Origin of the sequence: Gordonibacter sp., from assembly GCF_036667095.1 — a bacterium.
Classification (GTDB): domain Bacteria; phylum Actinomycetota; class Coriobacteriia; order Coriobacteriales; family Eggerthellaceae; genus Gordonibacter.
This window is the reverse complement of record NZ_JAVWUP010000011.1, coordinates 16,587-29,836: the sequence shown is the minus strand read 5'-3', so window position 1 is coordinate 29,836 and position 13,250 is coordinate 16,587. Positions and strand designations below refer to the sequence as shown.

The 13,250-nt window shown below is 60.2% G+C and carries 12 protein-coding genes; 7 read left to right on the top strand and 5 right to left on the bottom strand.

Features of this window, described 5'->3' with window-relative positions:
* The first annotated feature begins 136 nt into the window (after positions 1-136).
* Positions 137-433 carry a CorA family divalent cation transporter gene (locus tag RR842_RS02360; RefSeq protein WP_332553808.1) on the top strand — a complete coding sequence of 99 codons (297 nt, stop codon included), beginning with the start codon at positions 137-139 and terminating at the stop codon, positions 431-433.
* Between the two features lie 106 nt (positions 434-539).
* Here the strand turns inward: RR842_RS02360 and RR842_RS02355 are convergent, their stop codons facing one another.
* A complete protein-coding gene (locus RR842_RS02355; RefSeq protein ID WP_332513421.1) occupies positions 540-1,079 on the bottom strand; it encodes a hypothetical protein in 540 nt (179 codons plus the stop codon).
* Positions 1,080-1,214: 135 nt separating this feature from the next.
* A complete protein-coding gene (locus tag RR842_RS02350) occupies positions 1,215-1,943 on the bottom strand; it encodes a LytTR family DNA-binding domain-containing protein (RefSeq protein ID WP_332553809.1) in 729 nt (242 codons plus the stop codon).
* Between the two features lie 272 nt (positions 1,944-2,215).
* On the opposite strand from RR842_RS02350, the gene RR842_RS02345 reads away from it, so the two are divergent.
* The gene (locus RR842_RS02345) at positions 2,216-2,578 is read left to right on the top strand and encodes a hypothetical protein (RefSeq protein ID WP_332722686.1); all 363 of its coding nucleotides are present in this window, start codon (positions 2,216-2,218) and stop codon (positions 2,576-2,578) included.
* A 51-nt stretch (positions 2,579-2,629) separates the two neighbouring features.
* On the opposite strand, the gene RR842_RS02340 is transcribed toward RR842_RS02345, so the two are convergent.
* Both RR842_RS02340 and RR842_RS02335 read right to left on the bottom strand, forming a co-directional pair.
* Complete coding sequence (locus tag RR842_RS02340) at positions 2,630-4,705, bottom strand: ATP-binding protein (RefSeq protein WP_332728917.1); 2,076 nt, start codon at positions 4,703-4,705, stop codon at positions 2,630-2,632.
* Position 4,706: 1 nt separating this feature from the next.
* The gene (locus RR842_RS02335; RefSeq protein WP_332728916.1) at positions 4,707-6,428 is read right to left on the bottom strand and encodes a hypothetical protein; all 1,722 of its coding nucleotides are present in this window, start codon (positions 6,426-6,428) and stop codon (positions 4,707-4,709) included.
* 389 nt (positions 6,429-6,817) lie between these two features.
* Between RR842_RS02335 and RR842_RS02330 the strand changes: the two genes are divergently transcribed.
* Genes RR842_RS02330 through RR842_RS02320 form a run of 3 tightly spaced genes read left to right on the top strand, consistent with a single transcriptional unit; the run spans position 6,818 to position 9,632 of the window.
* On the top strand, positions 6,818-7,738 hold the full coding sequence (locus tag RR842_RS02330) for a branched-chain amino acid transaminase (protein WP_332728915.1): 921 nt from the start codon (positions 6,818-6,820) through the stop codon (positions 7,736-7,738).
* A gap of 9 nt (positions 7,739-7,747) precedes the next feature.
* Complete coding sequence (gene cimA, locus RR842_RS02325; protein ID WP_332553814.1) at positions 7,748-9,331, top strand: citramalate synthase; 1,584 nt, start codon at positions 7,748-7,750, stop codon at positions 9,329-9,331.
* A gap of 1 nt (position 9,332) precedes the next feature.
* Complete coding sequence (locus RR842_RS02320) at positions 9,333-9,632, top strand: YerC/YecD family TrpR-related protein (protein WP_332513431.1); 300 nt, start codon at positions 9,333-9,335, stop codon at positions 9,630-9,632.
* Positions 9,633-9,721: 89 nt separating this feature from the next.
* Here the strand turns inward: RR842_RS02320 and RR842_RS02315 are convergent, their stop codons facing one another.
* Complete coding sequence (locus tag RR842_RS02315) at positions 9,722-11,167, bottom strand: helix-turn-helix transcriptional regulator (protein ID WP_332553815.1); 1,446 nt, start codon at positions 11,165-11,167, stop codon at positions 9,722-9,724.
* A 286-nt stretch (positions 11,168-11,453) separates the two neighbouring features.
* Between RR842_RS02315 and RR842_RS02310 the strand changes: the two genes are divergently transcribed.
* Complete coding sequence (locus tag RR842_RS02310; RefSeq protein ID WP_332728914.1) at positions 11,454-12,083, top strand: hypothetical protein; 630 nt, start codon at positions 11,454-11,456, stop codon at positions 12,081-12,083.
* A gap of 91 nt (positions 12,084-12,174) precedes the next feature.
* The coding region (locus RR842_RS02305) for an FAD-dependent oxidoreductase (RefSeq protein ID WP_332722693.1) at positions 12,175-13,250 on the top strand (1,076 nt) is incomplete at its 3' end.

Genomic DNA, 13,250 nt, shown 5'->3' with positions numbered 1-13,250 from the left:
AGCTCGAAGACCTCTACGTTCTCGATTCGTCGTTGGTGTATCTCAAAACTTCGCTGGTTACCAACGACGCTATATTCGACAAGCACCTGCGTCGGTTCGCCTTCGCAACCGACGAGGCACGGGAGCGTTTGACGACGTGACCATCGAGAGCCGGCAGGCGCTTGAGACGACGCGCATCTACTCGGAGATACTCGATTCTACCATCGAGCATTTTAGCTTGCTGATGGAGCACGACCTGAACCGCACGATGCAGGTGGTGGCCACGGTCACGTTGGTGCTGTGCGTGCCTACGGCGGTTGCCGGGTTCTTCGGCATGAACGTGCTGGGCATCCCCCTGGCAGAGATTCCTTGGGGCTTCGGCATTGTTACCTGCTGCACGGTTCTTGCATCGGTCGTGTTGCTCCTCGTGCTCAAGAAACTCAGATGGTTCTGAATTTCTCTTTCTCATTGGATGGGTAACGAGGAGCAGATGCAACAAGACCCCGCGCGGTCAAGCCGTTCGGGGTCTTGTTTAGGGGAGGGAAGTTCCGAGTAGGTGTTTAGGCGAGAGCGGTGGAGTACGTGTCGATCTGCTCCATGACATCGAGCACCTCGGACGGCTTGCACTCGGCGACCAACGCGGAGCCTGCATCGCCCATGTTGAGCAGCAGGGTGCCGTCGGACTGAGGCTCGATGCTGAACGTGAGGGTGCTGCCGTTGACCATGTCGGTTACGCGCACCGAGTTGCCCTGGGTTTCGGCCGGGCCCACGAAGCTGATTGATTCACCGTTGTCATTCAGCGCCATGACAATGACCAAGCTGCCGTCGGCGTTGCCGGCGTAGTAGAAGCCCTCACCCGAGTCGGTCAGACCCATATAGGCCTCAGACATCTCGCTTTCCAGGTCTTTGAGCGAAATCTCATCACTCGAGGAGCTGGAAGAGTTTGAGGAGTTGGACGTGGTGGTGTCCTTTGAATCGGATGCGGTGCCGTTCGACGACGATCCGCCGCCACAACCTGCCAGCATGCCGCCTGACAGGCCTAGCACGGCCGTCATGGCCAGGGCCAGAACGGTCTTTTTCATCATCTGAGCGTTCATCATAAGGTAAATCCTTTCGTAGGTGCGGCCGCCTCCCTGCGAGCCGTCGTTGCCTGCCGTACTATAGGCGGCCTGCTGTCGAAAAAGAGGGAAGGTGGTGCAAACGGGGATTTGCGTTATGCAAACGTGCGCGAAGTTTTAGTGACCGGCTTGCGCGCGCAGCCGCGCGGCAACGTAGCGATGGTAGTCTTCCACCACTTGCGCGCGTCCGTTCGTTCGTATGGGCACGCGTGCGCCATTTTTCACGAGGAACTCTTTGCCCTCTACGCGTGCGACGTGATCCATATTCACGATGTAGCTGCGATGGCAGCGCAGAAACGACGGCCCGAGAGACTCGATAAGTTTGGTCAGTGGCACGTAGGTGGTGAACGACGAGGCGCAGGTGTGCAGCACCGTCTTGTTACCGAAGGCCTCGATGCAAAATACGTCGCTTTGCAGCAGGGATATGGTTTCCCGGTCGGAGACGACGTCGATGCGGCGACGCGAGGCGTCGATGGCGCCCTTGCACCGGTCGAGCGCGTCGGCAAGCGATGCTTCGGTTACAGGCTTGACCAGGTAGTGAAGCGCGCGGACTTCGTAGCTGTCCACCGCGTAGTCGGTTGACGAGGTAACGAACACAAGCGGAAGATCGGGGTCGCGTTCCTTGATGGTCCGAGCCGCTTCAATGCCGTTCATGCCGTCTCCCATGAGTACGTCGAGCAAGAGAATAGAAACTTCGCCTCGCTGGAAGTTCGCAACGAGTTGTTCTCCGTGCGTGTACGCAACGATGCGCGCCTCGCAGGCCCGGTTGTTCAGGTAGCGCTCAAGCAGCGATTGTAGATGTTGTCGTTCACGGTCGTTGTCTTCGCAGATGGCGATGGTTAGCATGAAATCCTCGCTCTTTGCAGTAAGGTTTGCCGGAGGGGCACCTGCGCGGTGAGGGTCCGTTCCTGCGCGTGCTCGTTCGTTGCTTATAACGTAAAGGATAGCACGGTGCTCTTTGGTGCTTGCGCACGTTCGCATCGAATGGGATAACGATTGGCATCACTGGATGCAGGAATCTTTATTCGGTTACTACACTGTGCATTCAAGGAGCCGCCACGACTCGAGGGGCGGTTTCATGGCTACGATGTGGTGTTTCGACAGAATGGGAGATAGACATGGGGCTTGGCGCCGTACACACGCGCAGTGTCAAAACGAAGCGCAAGTTTTCGATCGATGAGATCTACGACATTCTCGAGGCGGAGGCGAATCTGCCCGCCGAGCCGTACATTACCGGAAAAGGCCTGATGCGCGGCTTGTTCGTGCCCGGTATGGGGAAATTCGACGTCTGCATTTCCTCGATGGGGAAGAAGATCTCGTGCAGCGAGTACGTGCGCCAAGGCGAGCAGGCGAAAAGCCTTGCCCTCAACGTGGTGACGAATAGCTGGTCGGATATCCTCGATGGCGATTCGATGGACAACAAGGCCGTTACCGACGCAGTGGCCGACGAAGTGGAGCGTCTGTTCGCAAATCGCGCTTAGGAGCAGGGGTATCCCGGGTCGTCGTCGCGAAGCGGTACTCCGGGATGTCCCTCAGCCGATGTTTTCCCTCGTGGACGGTAGGGTGGGAAGGTAGAGCGACACGCTGAACCGCTCCTCGGCGTATTCGATGGAAAGCGTGCCGCCCAACGACTTGACGGTGTCGTGTACCGACGAGAGTCCGATGCCCCAGCCTTCGCGTTTGGACGACAACAGTTGTCCGTCGCGCAGGCGGGGTTCATCGGCGGGCTCGTTGTCGATGACGATGACCAGCAGATCCCCTGCCATCTCGGCGGCGATGAGCACCGAGTATCGGACGTTTTCGGCGTTGGCGTTGTCGCTGGTTTCGTGGATGTGCTCGCCTTCACCTTCTCTGGCTTCGCGGCCGTTCCCGTTTTCGTTTTCGGCGTCGTTTGCCCGGCGCATTCTGTGTGCGCACGCTTCGAATGCGTTTTCCAGCAGATTTCCCACGATAATGCACAGGTCCACCGCTCCGATGGAGATGTTCTGGGGCGCGGCAACGTGTGCGGTGAAGTCGATGCTTCGGTCGCGGGCGACGGATCGGTAATGGTTGAGCAGTGCGTTGAGCTCCACGTGGTCGCACAGGTGCGCAAGCGTGCTGGAGGTGGCGCGGGACGTCGCGTCCATGTTCTCCAAATAGGCGGTGAGCTCGGTGGTGCGGTTCTCGCGCGCGAGAGCTGCGATGAGGTTGAGGTGTTGCCGGAAGTCGTGCCGCGCCGTGCGCTGGACTTCTTCCCACGCTGCCGTCTGCCGCAGATGCTCGGACTGCACGGCTATCTGCTGCTCCATCGCGCGCCGTTGCGCGGCGAGCGAGAGGCCGCGTTGGTACCCCGAGGCGATCATGGAGGTAAGGGAGATTCCTGTCGCAAGCACGAGGCCCAGGCAGCCCCACTCCATGAACCAGCCGCCCACGATGGGTTCATACTGGGGGATGAGCCTGTCCCCTATGACGGAAGCTGCGTACAGCACGCTGGCGAACAGCATGGGATGGATGCGCCCGGTGCGGCCGATGCGCTGCGCCGCGCACAGCAGCAGGTACGCCGCCGCTGCGAGTTTGAAGCAGAAAGCAGCCATGGAGAACAGGGTTATCGCGTTTTTGGAAAGTAGGGGAGCGCTTATGCTGAATGCGACAGCTATCAAGCAGAATGCCCCTGCAGCGAGCACGCTCGCCCGCTTGGCCGCGCGGCTTGTCTCGCAGAGAGTATTGCAGATGGCGATGACCAGCAGCACCGCGACGTAGCCGCTGACTATCTCCAAGGTGTACCAGGGCTGCGCCGGCAAAACGAACAGACCGCGTACGATCGGATACGAGATGAACACGGCGGTGGCGGCGCACAGCAGCGCGAATAGCCCTGTTTCGGCTCTCTTTTCCCGTACGGCGACGGCAAGGGCGAGCGCCAGCAAACCCAGCAGAAGCGTCATACATTCCGTTGCGGCTGCGGCGCCTATGCGCGCTTCGCGAACCGTTGCGATAGCCTGCGGATTGCCGAGGGCCACCGGATGGGTCATGCCACCGTACACGTACGAGTAATCGCTTACGGCGAACAGCAGGGTTACCGTCCCGCTTCCTTCGAACGCGACAGTCTGTTCGCCAATGGCGTCGACGTAGCCGTCCGCGTGTGGGTTCCCCAGCGAGACAACCAACTCGTCATCAATGTACAGCTCGTAGGCGGAATATACTTCGGGGATGTTCAGCGCATAGGCGCGTCGCTCGTCGGGCAGGTGCAGCGTCATCACGTACGTGCCGGACCCATGAGGGCTTCGCCGATTGTCATCCATGCTGAAGTTGCCGTACTGCCCAAGCGATATGTAGCGCAGTGCGTCGGCACCCGCCGTATCCAGCGTGTCGGGGGCGAGCAGCTGGTCGGGGTAGAACGCCCAGCCGTCGCAGAGATAGTGGATCGCCTGGTCATCCATCTCCGCGTCGTTGAGGTACAGGATACCGTTTATGCCCTGCGGGCCGGGCTTGGCGTACTTGTTGTCAACGACGGAAAGCGTGAGGAACAGTGCAGATGCCAGTGCGGCGAGGGCGACGGCGATGAGCACGTGGGCGACTCGGAACGCCGCCTTTGCGCGAGGCTCGCCCGCGGATGCCCCGAACGAAGACACGCTACGCCCGTTTTCTCAGGAAAGCCAGGATGCCGAATCCTCCTACTGCGGCAAGCACCCCCATCGCGCACAGCGCGAGGGCCAGAGACAAGGCGGGTTCTTCGGCACTCTTTTTGAGCGTATCCGTACCGTCGAGGGTGGCGGCGTAAGCTCTATCGATTGGTTCAGAGGGCTGTGCGCCGGCGTTCTCGCTGTTCCCACCGGTTGCTCCGTGGCCCTCAACAACGTGAAAAGTGCCCGGTTTATCAACAGTAAAGGAGAGGGCGGTTCCGTTGAGCACGCCTTGGGCTACAACGATGCTGTCTTCATCCAGTATCGTGAGTGCCGTATTGCGATCTTGCTGCTCGTACGGCATGCGTACGGTCATGCCGGGCGCATGGGGGAGCGGCTGATTGTTCACGGTCAGAGCTACGCTCAGGCTGCTCGCATCCCTTTGCATCGCGTAGACCGAGAGCGTGTCTGAAGGTTTTAGGCCAAGGGATGTCAAGAAGGCGCTGGGAAGACCGATCACCACGCCGTTTTGATCGAAGAACACGGCTTTGCTTGCGGAGCACAAGTCGGCCAGGCGCGTGCCTGATATCGTGGTTTCGTACGCGCTGTAGCGTTCGAGCGCGCGTTGTCCGAGCGGTTGTGCTGCGCTTGCCGCGGAGGTGCCGCTCGCGTTGTTCGCGGAGTCGGATGAGGGAGAGGCCGCGTCTGGATTTTGCGTCGTGCCACCCTGCTCGCCCGTACCGGTCTGATTTGAATCGGCGGAGTTATTGTCGCCGGTGCCTGTCGAGGGGTTTCCTGCTCCGAGAGAGTTGTCGGGTGGCGGCTGCTCGCCGTCGGCGGGGCCGCTACCGTCGCCGTCGCCGCCGTCGCGGTCGCCCGAAATTGTGTCGATGACGAGGGCGTTCCCTGCATCGAACAGGAAGCCTATTTCGGCGTACCCTCGGGGGTACTCGATGCGAATCCGATAGACGGTTCCCGAAGAAAGCTCGTTGCTGTATACGAAAAGCCCATTGTCTTGCACGAGGCCAAGATCTTCGCTTGTGATGTCCTTCCAATCGCTGGTGCCGCTGGAAAGGTAGGCGTGAATTGCCGTTTCGTTGAACTCGGTTGGTACGACCCAAGGGAACATCAGGTGCGATGAAGCGTTGTAATGCGTATCGAGCACCGGTTTGTTCGGAATTTGTACGGACGTGGGCTTGGTGAAGCTGATCTGGGTGGAGCCGTCCTTCCAGCAATAGCCTTCCGGCAGCGTGGCGCGCGCGATGATCAGGTTGAACCCGGGTTTCGACGTGTCGAGCGTCGAGAGATCCCAGTCGAGGGTTAGAAGAATGCGATCCTCCTGCGCAGCATCGGTGAAGGTCTCCTCGGTGGATGCCAGGACGGATGCCTCAAGCTCTTCCGAAGCCAACAGGTCGGTGTCGGTGGTTCCCACGGCGATGGCGCAGGCACGCAGCGTCGTGCCCGACATATCGAGCGAGCGCAGCATAACGAGGTCGTCCGACGGAGCGGGAGCGCTGCCGGTGCCGCCGCTGCCCACATCGACTGGCGGAGTGCCATCGATGGGAATATCGACGATGCCGCCGTTCGCGACCCCTCCATCGTATATGGCTGCAAGCGCTGGCGCGGGCAGGCAGACGCTGACGCACAGCAGGAGTACCGCTAACGCTGAGAAGGTGGTGCGCCCTGCCGAAAAGAGAGTTGCGCGGCGTGTGGTTAAAAACGCGTGGTGCACCGTGCTTTCCTCCTGGACTTCAATGGTTTGAGTTGGGCGGTGCCTAGCATAAAACTGAGGCGTTGCTATTCGGTTTCCATTTTGGCAACTTCGTGAAATTCTCAAACGAACCCGATGTGAACGTGATGCGCAGGGATGTAAACGTGACTGATTCGTCGGGTTCTTTGCCCGCCCCGGTAAACTCTTTCTTGTCCCTTTCGTTGAGATTCGCTCCCTTTGCCGGAAACGCCGGTGCACTTTAGCCCATTAGAGTACAATGGGTCGCACCATTCAAGAGCAATACCCGCACGTCAAACACGATACCTGCTCGCTTACGGACCATGGTTTTCCGATTGCGGCTGGCCCTGGGTGACGCGACGGTGCGGGCAACCAGCGAGGAGGGATGCATCATGGCCATCGACGAAGTGGACTACATCTGGAAGGACGGGGAGATTGTCCCCTGGGCCGAGGCTACGACGCATGTGTTGTCTCACTCGCTGCACTATGGCTCCGGCGTGTTTGAGGGCATTCGTTGCTATCAGAACCCCGACAACGACAAGAGTTTCGTGTTCCGCCTGCGCGACCACATGGAGCGCCTGCACCGCAGCTGCAAGATCGCGCTGATCGATCTGCCGTACACCGTGGACGAGCTGTGCGACGCCACGATCGAGATCATCCGCAAGAACAACCTGAAGGCGTGCTACATCCGTCCGCTGGTGTATCGCGGCTATGGTGTTATGGGGGTGGACCCCACTGGGGCACCTACCGATGTGATCATCGCCGTGTGGCCCTGGGGCACCTACCTGGGCGGCGACGCGTTGGAGAACGGCGTGGCCGTGGGTATCTCGTCGTGGCGCCAGCGTTCCAACAACGCCATCCCGCCGGCGGTGAAGTCCACGGCATCCTACATGAACTCCATCCTGGCAAAGCTGGAGGCCAAGCAGCACGGTTACGTCGAGGCCATCATGCTGAACGAGCAGGGCCTGGTGTGCGAGGGCACCGGCGAGAACCTGTTCATCGTGCGCGACGGCGTGCTGTCCACGCCTCCGCTGTCCGACGGTTTGCTGGAGGGTCTTACGCGCGACACAATCCTCTGCCTGGCCGACGACCTTGAGATCCCGGCCGTGGAAGAGAGCCTTACGCGCAGCGACCTCTACATTGCCGACGAGGTGTTCATGACCGGCTCCGCTGCCGAGCTCACGCCCATCGGATCGGTCGACGGTCGCGAGGTGGGCAAGCCGGGCGAGATCACTCGCGCCCTGCAGGAGCGCTTCTTCGACGTTGTCTATGGCAACATCGAAGAATACGCCGACTGGCTCACGGAAGTTTAGAGTCCTGGTTTGGCAAAGATCCTAACCTACGACAGCACGCTGCGCGACGGGGAGCAGTGCGAGGGCATTACGCTCTCGCTCGAGGACAAGTTGCGCATCGTGGAACGCCTCGACGCGTTCGGCATCGATGCCGTCGAAGGCGGTTTTCCGGCTTCGAATCCGAAGGACATCGCGTTCTTTGAGCGCATGCGCACCATGCCGCTGACCCATGCGCGCTTGGCTGCCTTCGGTTCCACGTGCAAGAAGGGCGTGGCGGCCGAGGACGACCGGGGGCTAGCCGATCTCGTGGCCTGCGGGGCGCCTATCGTCACCATCGTCGGGAAGACGTGGGATGCCCAGGTCACCCGTGCCTTACAGACCACGCTCGACGAAAACCTGCGCATGATACGCGATTCGGTGGCCTACCTGAAGTCCCAGGGCCTCGAAGTAGTGTTCGATGCCGAGCACTTCTTCGATGGCTACGCAGCCAATGCGGACTATGCGCTGGCGTGCGTGCGCGAGGCCAGCCAGGCCGGCGCCGACTCGATCGATTTGTGCGAAACGAACGGCGGTGCCTTGCCGCACCAGGTTGAAGCCGCTGTCGCTGCCGTGGTCGAGGCCTTGCCCGGCCAGCAAGTGGGCATCCATTGCCATAACGATTCCGGGTGCGCGGTAGCGAACACGCTAGCGGCCGTGCATGCGGGCGCACGCCAGGTGCAGGGCACCGTCAACGGCATCGGCGAGCGCGTAGGCAATGCCGACCTGCTTACCATCATCGCCGACTTGGAGTTGAAGATGGGCTGTGTGTGCGTAGGCGCCGACCGGCTGCGCCAGCTTACCGGCGTGTCCCAATTCGTGGCGGAGACCTGCAACATGGCCCTGCCGGCACACCAGCCCTATACCGGTGCCGCCGCCTTCGCGCACAAAGGTGGCCTGCATGCCAGCGCTATCGCGCGTTTCCCCGAAGCCTATGAGCACACGTGCCCGGCAAGCGTGGGGAACACTACGCGCATGCTGGTCAGCGAGCTCGCGGGCAAGGCATCACTTGTGGCGAAGGCGGCAAGCCTGGGCATTGACTTGGGCGCATATCCCGACAAGGTGCAGGTTGCGCTCGACGACGTTAAGGCACGCGAGGCGCAAGGTTACTCTTACGAGGTGGCCGACGGATCGTTGGCTGTGCTGCTGCAGGGGCATTTGGGCGCATTCCGCCCGCATTTCACGTTGGAAAGCTTCCGTGTCATTGTGGATGATCACGAGGACACGGGCGCCCGCGCCAAGGACGCTATGAGCGAGGCCACTATCAAGATTCACGTGGGCAACGAGCGCTTTGTGGCAACGGGTGAGGGTGCCGGCCCGGTCGGTGCGTTGGACAGCGCGCTGCGCATGGCGCTCGCGCGCTTCTATCCCGAAGTAGCCGATATCGAGCTCGTGGACTACAAGGTTCGCATCTTGGACGAGAACGTGGGCACCGACGCTATCACGCGCGTCGTCATCACCACGCGCGACAAACAGGGCAGCTGGGGTACTATCGGCGTGTCCGAGAACATCATCGAGGCCTCGTGGAACGCACTGGTTGATTCCATCGAATACGGTCTGATTAGAATGGGGAAGTAACATGGGCGACCTTAGAACGAAGGAAGTCGAGGACCTGCTGCAGGTGTTCGCCGCGCTCGACAACGAGGACACGATCTACGCCCTATTGGAAGACCTGTTCACCATCCGCGAGGTGAAGGAGACGTCGCAGCGCCTCGCCGTGGCGCGCCTCCTCAATGCCGGCCGCTCCTATGCGGTCATCGAGGAGGCTACCGGCGCCTCCGCTACCACTATCGCCCGGGTGTCGAAGTGCCTCTCCTACGGCTCTGGCGGCTATGCTGTGGCCCTGAACGCCCTGGACAACACGAAGCGCGGGGTGTAAAGCCCTCGTTTCCGAGGCGAGCGAACGGAGCACAAGACAGCCTCTTTTTCCCTGTCGGCTCGCCGTCTTCTCTGGCGGGATCGTTCTCGTCAGTCGCTCTTTTTCTGCCACGCGTCCACGACATCGAGTATTTCTTGGCGGGAGTGAACCTTCAGCTTCTGATACACGTGCTGTATGTGGGAATTCACGGTATGCGCTGAGATATGCAGCTCCTCCTGGATGCGCGGCGTGCTGCGCCCCTTTGCAACCAGGTTCAGCACCTCCGTTTCGCGTTCGGAGAGGTCGAAGTGCAGCGCGATTGCTTCGCAGCGGCTCTGTGTGCTGGTCGTCTCGGCATCTTCCTGGGGGCTTAGGATCGAGGTGCGATCCCGCTCGGTGAAGACGAAAAGGAACGCCACCACGACAACGACTACTAGGAAAAGCGAGATGGTCTGCAAAAGCTGCGGGTACGTGCCCGAGAACTGCTGGTACACAGCGAAAAGGGATGATCCGAGTAAAAGGTCGAGCGACCACGCCGCCCTGGTTGCCCCAAACACCAGCGAAGGTGAAGCCTTGAACCGTTGGCAAAGTTCCAAGGCGATCAGCATGATCACAAGTTTGAAGAGAAATGCGCCTGCGTTCGTGAACGCGTACAGGAACTCTTGCCGTGGGATATGGGGCAGCAGCAGCGCCGAGAGCATGATGAGCAAAAACGAGGTGCGATATAAGAAAGAAAAGTCGTTGGTCCGCCTCGTCTGCACGATGATGATGATGCCTACCGAGCAACCTATCTTGAAAAGCAGAATAAGCAGGTTGATTTCGCTTGAATAGTAGTTCAGGTCGTTGCGCTCCAAAAGGTAGCTTCGCAAGAATTCGGAAACGAAGCTCGTGGCGAAAAGACCGAAACAGAATTTCACAATGAAACGGTTAAGTGAGGTTACGTTGGTGGGAACGGCGAGGCTGGGGAAGGGTCGTGCGGGCGGCATCCGGCGATTCAGGATGAGCGCAGCGCACAAAGGGGTTGCAGCCGTAAGCGCCAGGGTGATCCAAGGACTCATGGCGGGCGCGTGAAGCAACCGGGTGAGGACGTAGAGGAACACGCTGTAGGTAGTGATACTCAAAACGCAATCGACCGCACTGCCGGCCTCGGTGAACTTCTGGTACCACGCCATGAAGAACAAGCTTGAGGCCAGCCCAGTGAGCACCGCTGCGGTTATGGTGAGCGCAAGGAACCACGGCCCTGTGCCTGAAACGAGGGGTATGAGCAGCGTGCCTACTGCGGCGCTCGCCGCTATACCGTAGATCATGGCGGGTTTCTTCAGCAGTACGTCGAATCGATGGTGGCGCAGCATGGCTCCGATTGATACCAGGGCGGTTACGGCAAGCGAGAGCCCGTAGACATTGCTTCCGGGGTTCCCGGGGAATAGCTGGGGTGTGAAAAAGCACAGCGTCACCCAAAGCTGGCAGAGGGCGAACCCTATCACCAGTGGAATATTCACGCGTCCCATTGCTACCATAAACTGCTTTGCCGAAAACTTCCCCCCAGCATTGGCCATGCTTTGCGCCCTCCCCGGCTCGAATTGCCCTGCGGTTGAAAACGGTCTCGTTCAGCATCAGCAGAAACTAGTGAATGCTGGCGTTCTCCCCCCAACAGAACTCTCTGTAATGAGCTTTTGATCTGCGGAAATAGATAAATAGGTAAATTCACTAGTTCCGCTGATGTGCGAGAGCCCCCGCACCCTCTAGGCTTCGCTCCAGGCTACATGGCATCCGTGCGTTTTCTTCCCCAAGAAACGGGTGTCATGTGGTTTCCGATCAAGCCAAGCATGACAGAGGGGAGGGATGATGGTCAAGAAGAAAACGGGACTGCCGAAAAAAGCAATAGTCGCAGTATGCCTATCGGCGGTGCTTGTCCTGCTGGTAGCGGGGTGTGGTGCGGCACCGAAATCCGGTGCCGACAATCCGGACAAAGGGCAGAAGCAGGGGGATTCCGTTGCGGTTGCCTGGTCGATGGATTCTGATTGCGGCATGTGCCATGCCCAGCAAAAGGAGTCGCAGGCGAAGACGGGGACGCAAGCCTGCATCCATGCGACCAGCGCCAAAGCAACGTGCGGCAGCTGCCATAACGATGCTGCAGCATTGGGAAAGGTGCATGAGGGCAAGACGGCCACGGACAAGATGCCCAGCAAGCTGACAAAGTCGACGGTGTCTCGCGCATCGTGCCAGGCCGCGGGGTGCCATACCGCAGAGGGACCGGAATTCGAGGCGCTGACAGCGTCCGTGGAGACCTTCGTGGACGGAGCGGGCAAGATGGTCAATCCTCATCAGGTTATCGCCCAGGTCGGGCACGAGGAGATGGTGTGTGCGAGTTGCCACAACGAGCACGATGGCAAGCCGGTGGCAGATATGGCGTACTGCGCCACGTGCCACCACTCGGGCACCTTCGCGCCCTGTGTCTCGTGCCACGGATGACGACGTTTCAGGAACGCATGGTAGGGGAGCGCGGCGCATGGAGGTGCCGCGGGGAAATCAGCTGGTTTTCCAGCAAGGAAGGAGCATGATCATGGAGGAGAGAACGGGATCGAGCCGACGGGATTTTTTCAAGGGCGTTGCGGTTGCGACCAGTGCTGTCGCCTTGACGGCCGGGGGAGCTTTGTCCTTGGCAGGTTGCACCGCTGCGGAGGGCGGCAGCACCGCTAAGGCAAAGCACGAGTGCGATGTGGTGGTGGCCGGTGGAGGCATTGGCGGCTTGGCCGCAGCGGTAAGCGCGGCGGAGACGGGGGCCAAGGTCATCTTGGTGGAGGCTTCCGGCAAAGTGGGCGGTACGAGCCGTTTTGCGGCCGGCGCTTTCGGTCCGCGCTTCGGCACGGATTGGGAGGTCGTGAAGAAAAAGGCGCCTGCAAGCGATCCGGTGCTGGGCAAGTACATCGTGGAGAACTGGGACCCCTATGTGGAGTGGATCGACGGCTTGGGCCTGACGACGGAAAAGCTTTCCGAGACCAGCCCCTATCTCTGGATGGGCGGAAAGCGCGATGCCGCCCAGGGATCGAAGAGTAATACCGACGAGTACCTGCAGCAGTTCGGGCAGATTTTCGCTGACAAGGGCGGCACGACGCTTGTTTCGACGCGCGCCGTCAAAGTTCTTACCGATGACAAGGGCAAGGCCACGGGCGTGCGGGCAGAGTCGAACGGCGAGGTGTTCGACATCAAGGCGAAATCCGTCATCCTTGCGACGGGCGGGTTCCAGTGCGACAAGGAAATGGTCACGAAGTACATCGGGCGCCATGCCGACTTGAGCCAAGCGCAGTGCATTCCCTACCTGGACGGGTCGGGCATCAAAATGGGCGTCGAGGTGGGCGCGCAGCTCTCGCGCAGCTTCGGCTCCTACTACGGACACCCGCAGCCGTGGCCTGCCGACTACTTGAACTACACCGATCCGGAGGCTTACGAGGCTGTAGACAACGTCGACGATGTGCATGTTGCCTATTACGGCACGACCGGGCATTCCATCCAGGGCATGGGCGTGTACCTGAACTGCGCAGGCGAGCGGTTCGTGAACGAGGGCATGGGCTCTTCGCTGGTGAACCAGGAAATCATGCAGCAGTACATGGCCCGTGCCTACCTTGTCTTCGACGAGCC

Bases quoted from the DNA above. Each gene is read 5' to 3' on its own strand.
- RR842_RS02355 (WP_332513421.1), bottom strand. From the start codon at position 1,079: ATGATGAACGCTCAGATGATGAAAAAGACCGTTCTGGCCCTGGCCATG.
- RR842_RS02350 (WP_332553809.1), bottom strand. From the start codon at position 1,943: ATGCTAACCATCGCCATCTGCGAAGACAACGACCGTGAACGACAACAT.
- RR842_RS02345 (WP_332722686.1), top strand. From the start codon at position 2,216: ATGGGGCTTGGCGCCGTACACACGCGCAGTGTCAAAACGAAGCGCAAG.
- RR842_RS02330 (WP_332728915.1), top strand. From the start codon at position 6,818: ATGGCCATCGACGAAGTGGACTACATCTGGAAGGACGGGGAGATTGTC.
- RR842_RS02320 (WP_332513431.1), top strand. From the start codon at position 9,333: ATGGGCGACCTTAGAACGAAGGAAGTCGAGGACCTGCTGCAGGTGTTC.
- RR842_RS02315 (WP_332553815.1), bottom strand. From the start codon at position 11,167: ATGGCCAATGCTGGGGGGAAGTTTTCGGCAAAGCAGTTTATGGTAGCA.
- RR842_RS02310 (WP_332728914.1), top strand. From the start codon at position 11,454: ATGATGGTCAAGAAGAAAACGGGACTGCCGAAAAAAGCAATAGTCGCA.